The organism is uncultured Subdoligranulum sp. (assembly GCF_937890665.1).
Genome location: NZ_CALADU010000269.1, coordinates 1 through 6,317, shown reverse-complemented (window position 1 = coordinate 6,317; position 6,317 = coordinate 1). Strand labels below are relative to the sequence as shown.

The 6,317-nt window shown below is 49.1% G+C and carries 6 protein-coding genes and 1 tRNA gene; 5 read left to right on the top strand and 2 right to left on the bottom strand.

The annotated features are described in order from the left end of the window. From Q0526_RS15025 to Q0526_RS15015, 3 genes are all read left to right on the top strand, one after another. Positions 1 to 672, top strand: a 672-nt coding sequence (locus Q0526_RS15025; protein WP_298735293.1) for a hypothetical protein, incomplete at its 5' end; no start/stop codon positions are given. Then, positions 659 to 1,693, top strand: a complete 1,035-nt coding sequence (holA, locus tag Q0526_RS15020) for a DNA polymerase III subunit delta (RefSeq protein WP_298735290.1) — start codon at positions 659 to 661, stop codon at positions 1,691 to 1,693. The genes Q0526_RS15025 and holA, both read left to right, overlap by 14 nt. Beyond that, positions 1,687 to 2,292, top strand: a complete 606-nt coding sequence (locus Q0526_RS15015) for a DUF4093 domain-containing protein (RefSeq protein ID WP_298735286.1) — start codon at positions 1,687 to 1,689, stop codon at positions 2,290 to 2,292. The genes holA and Q0526_RS15015 overlap by 7 nt, the downstream gene beginning before the upstream one ends. A 63-nt stretch (positions 2,293 to 2,355) precedes the next feature. On the opposite strand, the gene Q0526_RS15010 is transcribed toward Q0526_RS15015, so the two are convergent. Then, on the bottom strand, positions 2,356 to 3,264 hold the full coding sequence (locus Q0526_RS15010) for an RluA family pseudouridine synthase (protein ID WP_298735281.1): 909 nt from the start codon (positions 3,262 to 3,264) through the stop codon (positions 2,356 to 2,358). Further along, on the bottom strand, positions 3,261 to 5,210 hold the full coding sequence (locus Q0526_RS15005) for a DUF6311 domain-containing protein (RefSeq protein ID WP_298735278.1): 1,950 nt from the start codon (positions 5,208 to 5,210) through the stop codon (positions 3,261 to 3,263). Before Q0526_RS15005 ends, Q0526_RS15010 begins: the two co-directional genes overlap by 4 nt. Before the next feature lie 111 nt (positions 5,211 to 5,321). On the opposite strand from Q0526_RS15005, the gene Q0526_RS15000 reads away from it, so the two are divergent. Next, positions 5,322 to 5,405: transfer RNA gene (locus tag Q0526_RS15000), tRNA-Leu, on the top strand. 254 nt (positions 5,406 to 5,659) lie between these two features. Continuing rightward, positions 5,660 to 6,317 (top strand): aminotransferase class I/II-fold pyridoxal phosphate-dependent enzyme (locus Q0526_RS14995; protein WP_298735275.1); only part of this gene is annotated, 658 nt, incomplete at its 3' end.

Genomic DNA, 6,317 nt, shown 5'->3' with positions numbered 1-6,317 from the left:
CTAGCGTTACTTTTCTGGCGTGCTCGGAAACTGCATTGGTATCTGCCGGTAGCGATTGGCGCGGCCATCTTTGCGGTGCGGATTGGAATATATGCGCAACGAGATGTGGTTCGTATCGCATTGGTAGGAGCCGCGAATAATCCATGCGCGGTATGTACACAAAATGGTGCCGCGGTTGTATTCTTTCGCGGCGGACAAAGTAACCTGCAAGCCGTAGAATCGTATTTATCGAAGCATGCGTTGCCTAAAGTGGAGCTGGTCATCGATTTGCGGCAAAATCCATCAGAGATGAATTTTGCAGATGTCGCACTATGGCGAATGGAGCAGCAAGAAAACTTCCAGTCCCAAAAAGTGCTTGACGGGTTGACGCTGGATCTGTATCATGAAGGCAGTGGAAATTTGGCTGTTTTGGGTGTCGGAGATCGACATATTGCTATTATGGCTGGCAACATTCATCTTTCTCAGCCTGTTGCGGTAGATGTTTTTTGCGCAGCGGGAGCGTTGTCGGATTCCGTACAGGCAAACACGATTGTGTATTGCACATCGCATCCTTCTTGGCTGGAACATATAGACAACGAGGAACTTTACTATAGTTCGGCAGAGCCGGTCATTACGGTCCGGCCAGAGCATTCTATGATTTTTTCGGAGGTGGATCGGGTTGCTGTACAGTGAAAAGGAACTAAATAAACGGTTGCAATCTGGATGTTCGCTGTACTATTTTTATGCGTCCGATGAAGCGCTGGTTCGTTCTGCGGCCAATAAAGCCCTACAAGAATTGAATCGGGCGGATCCGGAAACCACTGTTTTGGATGGACCTACCCCCACAGTAGAAGAAATTGTTTTGGCAGCGGGAACGATTTCTTTTTTTGGCGGGAAGCGATTGGTGCTAATGCCGTTGATTCGCCCGTCTACGTATTCGGACAAGGATCTACAAGAATTGTGCGATACGCTGGCTGATACAGAGAATGCCATCTTTGTGATGACCAGCTTGATCGAAGAAAAATTCGGGAAACTGCGTCCCGGAAAACGGGAGCAAAAACTGATTGCTGCCTGTGAAAAGATCGGGTATTGCGTACAGATTAACAAGCCGGGGCGGGGGGAACTCCAGTCGCTGGCTCGAAACTGGGCACAGGAAGTCGGGGCCACCTTTGAACAGGGGGCGGAAAGTGAATTGTTGGACCGTTGCGGCGAGGATCAATTCCTTTTGCAAAACGAAATTGCTAAGCTGGCGGCTTTGGCCAATTACGGGACAATCACCAAACGAATGGTCCAACAGTTGGGCACGGTTACGTTAGAAGCCGATACTTTCGAGATGGTAGAATTGGTGGTGACGGGACGTGCTACACAAGCTCAGCAGCGGCTCAAGACATTATTACAACTACAAAATGATCCAATCTTGATCACCGGTGCTTTGATTGGTAACTACATTGACCTTTATCGTGTATGGCAAGGAAAACATAGCCGCCGAGGGCTTGCCGATGTAGCCAAAGACTTTGGGTATGGAGGAAAATGGAGTTACCGCTTGGGTAAGACGGAAAAGACAGCGGCACGTTTTAAGCGACACCAGTTAGAACAATGCCTTTGTATCTTGCAAAAGCTGGATCTTGATTTGAAAAGCAGTAAACTAGACGCAGACCTTTTGCTCCAAAAGGCGTTGTGTGAGTTGGCGCTGGCAGGGAGGGCTTCATGCTAAAGATACAGCAAGCGCTGTTGGTAGAAGGCAAATATGATGCTGCCCGCTTGACCAATCTGGTAGAGGGAACTATACTGACCACCGATGGCTTCCGGGTTATGAAAGACAGAAATTTGCAGAAAATGCTGAAGCAGTTGGCGAAAGCACAAGGGCTGTTAATTCTGACGGATTCCGATGCTGCCGGATTTAAGATTCGCCATTTTGTCACTGGATTGGTGGGAGCCCAGCATGTATTACAGGCCTATGTACCAGCTATTCCAGGTAAAGAATCCCGTAAAGAACAACCCGGAAAAGAGGGGCTTCTTGGTGTAGAAGGCGTATCCGATGCGGTAATTTTACAAAGTTTGCAAGATGCTCTGCGAGGTGCTACCGAGCGGCCTTCAGACGCTGTTCTTTCCGGGCAGTCGATCACGTATACGGATTTGTATGAGTGGGGAATCTCCGGCATGGCCAACAGTGCAGAAAAGCGGCGCGTGCTATTACGCCAGCTGGGGCTGCCTCCTCGTCTTAGCAAAAAGGAACTGTTACAGGTCTTGAATACGTTATATACACGGGATGGGTTGGGGCGACAGATCCAGCAGATGGAAAGATTGAAATGAAAACAATAAAACAGCGTACCTTTCTTTATAGACAAGGTACGCTGTTTTTTGTCATAATCAGAGTTACTTCAACTGTTCATTCATGATTTGATGACAGTACCACGGCTTTTCGGCATGAAACACGCGGCCACTCAAGCGCGCAAAGCGGTGGTCTGCGATTCGCGCGGGAAAGCGAAGCTCCCATGCACAGAGTGCTTGATATTTAAAACGGAGTTCCCGATTGGCTGCATTGTTTCCGTATTTAGAATCACCCAAAATGGGGCAGCCGATATGTGCAAGATGTGCACGAATTTGGTGGGTGCGCCCAGTAATCAGTTCTACTTCCAATAAGGCCAAACGGCCGCTTACGGCTAACGTTTCATAGCCGGTAATGACTTCCTTAGCACCCGCTGCAGGGGAAGAAACGATCTTAACAATGCCGCGCTCTGCGTCTTTGAGCAGATAATCATGCAGTAAAGCGGCAGGGGGCTGTGGACGTCCGAAGGTGACACAAAGATACCGCTTCTCAATAGAACGATTTTTAATGGCTGACGTCAAGAATTCCTCTGCGTCGCGGTTGCGTGCCATTAAAACCAAGCCGCTGGTGCCGGTGTCCAATCGATGGCATAACACCGCGTGGGTGGGCTGCCCAGCTTTTGCCAAAGTGGCCTGTACTCGTTTTACTAAGGTATCTTCATTGGGACCCTCGACTTCAATACCGGCGGGTTTGTGTACGACCAGAATATCTTCGTCCTCATACACAAACACGGCAGAGGGGAGTGCGCGCTTTTCCAACTGCTCATCCAAAAGGAAAAGACGAATCACATCGCCGTTTTGTACGCGGGTGGAAAGCGGCTGCTTCTTTCCGTTTAATTTGATTTTGTTTTCTCGAAGTGCTTTATTTAGCCGCCCCACATTCAACGCAGGATAAAGATCCATGAGGTATTTATCCAAACGAACAGGCAGTAGGCTTTTTACATGTAGTTCTTTCATTGTGTTGTCAACTCCTGATCCCACAATACAGTTGCGTCTTCAATGTCTAAGGTGACCATCAGCCAACCGGGGTCGCTGTCATCCACCTGTAAGATGGCATACTTTTGTGAGCCGGCACAGAGATACGCAGCATCTTCTAATTTGCTTCGGGTAAAGGGCGAATCGGCAAAACAGACGGTCTTTTTTGTGGAGTCTAACACACCACGATTCCACAAAGAATCAGTATAATCCGCCAACCGGAGAGGGTATGCTTCATCATAAGCGGTGCATAGCTCGTCAAAATGAGTTCCCTGCAAGCCGGGCGCAATCACATACCAACTGTTTGTGCTGTCTGTGCTTGTCACGCGACCACACCAAGCCAGTTCTTTTACGGGCTCCACTGCCTGCAAAAAGGCGCCTTCCTCTTCAAATAAGTAAAGGGTATTGGAATTTACAATACCGTCCGCCAGCTGCTGTAAAATAAGCGCTCGCTGTTCACCCAAACTTATCGCATTATATCGTGCAGCAAAGGGGTCGTTGGTCGTCATTTGATAATCGGCGGCAAATAAAGCGAGATGCAAAGCGTCGTCTTGGATTCCCTCTACCGATACGAGGTGCTCATAACAAGAAGCCGACTGCCAGAAGTTGCTTTGCAGCGAAGATGGGTAGGCATCGGATTCTATCGCAGATGCCATATCCTGATGGCGCTGCCAAAGTCCCGGGCTGACATCCACAATTTGTACTATTACCAACAAGAGCAACCAAACGGTTGCCCGCGGTAGGCGGCTGATTCCCACAAAGGCGGTCATAATGAGAAGGTTGTAAACCGGCCAAAATAAACGTCCGCCTGAACGAAAAACCGAGCATATTTCAATGAGCTTGGCGGGGAGCGGTATGGTAAACAAGGTGACACCATTCGCGGTGACCACGTGGCTAACGGCAAAAACAGTCAGTAAAAAACAGGCGGCGCATAAGGCCCAATGGCGACGCAGGAAGGGGAAAATCCGGCGCCGATGCCAAAGCATTACAAAGGGCAACGCCACCAAAACGCCTAATCCCAAATATGCGAACGCGTCATAATTTCCGTTGATTTGATGTTGGGTGGGGAGAAAACGGCTGTACACCGTCCCGTTGATGCCGGATGGATTCCACAGCGCATTGAGGTTCATGGAAAAATAGCCATATAGAGCCTGACCGCCGCTGGTTGCTGTGCCATAAAAAAAGCCGAGCACCCATCCCAGAAGCAATGTGCCGCCCATATTCCCAATAAGATACAAAGTCGGCGCTCCCCATTGTTTATGGAGCACCGCATATTCCAACAACAACGCCAACGTAATGGCGTAGGTCATAGGCAGGAAATAAGGATGGATTCCAATAGCCAGTAAGTTGACAGCAAACAACCCCCGGGAAGCAAAACGCCCCTCTCTGCGCGCAGAAAAGTAAAAATACAAAGCCGCCAGCACCAGCCATTGCGCCCCCAACGACGTATGACGAAAAGCCCGCTCATACAAAATAGGGCTGGTGATAAACAAAAGATCACCGAGCAGTGCTTGCGGAATTCTGGCAACAAAAAGACCGCAAAGCAGTGCGCCGAAGCCTCCTTGCAACGCAAAACAAAGAAAGGTAAATACACCGAAATATTGGAAAGTGCCCCCTAAGGCGTTGGCAATCGGCCTGCAGAGTGCGGCCATCAAAGGAATGGAGTCGGTGTAAGCAATACTGATGCCGTCGGGCGCATTGATGCTTTGCGTGACACAGAGCGGAAAGGCTTGTGCACTTTGGCGGTAAAACAGCCATCCGGCGTAATGTTGCTGAATGTCTTTTTCTAAGTAACCGCCACGGCAAAAGCTGTCATTCGTAACATCCAAGGGGGCTACACCGTACACAAGCAAAAATGCGATAATGCCCAGCAAGGCTCCCAGAAAAAAGAGCCAGAATCGGCGATGTTGGGTTTGATCTTTTAGCATGTCGGCGTGCCTCATCTATTCATAAAATGTTTTATAAGTATAGCATATCTGCCAGCTTTCTTCAATGTGGATTGACATTTTGCCCATACTGCTGTAAAATACATATGATTTGCCGCCGTGGCGGAACTGGCAGACGCAAGGGACTTAAAATCCCTCGGTAGCGATACCGTACCGGTTCGATCCCGGTCGGCGGCATAAGAAAACTCCCACCGGATGGAAAACCGTCCTGTGGGAGTTTTGCTGTAATCATAGCAAAAGCGGTTCGGTGAGGATGAGGAGCGGCTTGGACGAGAACAAAAAGCGCTTGATTTTTTTATGTTTTTTAGGGTGGAATCCCAGAGAAACCGCTTGTTTCTTTTAGACAAATCGTATATAATGTAGTGTATGACTGCGATTGCGTCAAAATAGAGGGGACGCCGCAGTAATGATTTTACTTAGGGGGAAATGAAATGGCAGACTATTTTGCAATGGACCGCGCCGCGCTTACGGCGGAAAAGACCCAACTGGAAGCTGCGTATAAGAAGTTTCAGGATATGGGCCTGAAGCTTAATATGGCGCGTGGCAAACCCGGCCCTCACCAGATGGATTTGGCGATGGACTTGCTGAAAATGGATGACTATACCACCGATGACGGCTTTGATGCCCGCAACTATGGCAATTTGGAAGGACTGTACGAGGCACGAGTCCTTTTTGCTGAGGTGATGGGTGTTAAACCTGAAGAGGTGTTTGTGGGTGGCAACTCCAGCTTGCAGCTGATGTATAACTTGATGGCGATTGGCTTCATGTTTGGCTATCCCGAGTCTCCCTGCCCGTGGTCTCAGGTAGAAAAGCGCAAATTCCTCTGCCCGGTGCCCGGTTATGATCGTCATTTCTCCATTACCGAGGAAATGGGTTTTGAGATGATCAACATCCCCATGAATGAGGATGGTCCTGATATGGACATGATCGAGAAGCTGGTCGCCGAAGACGATACGATCAAAGGGATCTGGTGCGTACCGCAGTATTCCAATCCCGACGGCTACACCTACAGTGATGAAACCATCCGCCGTTTTGCGTCTATGAAGACGGCAGCTCCGGACTTCAAGATTTTCTGGGATGAGGCTTACA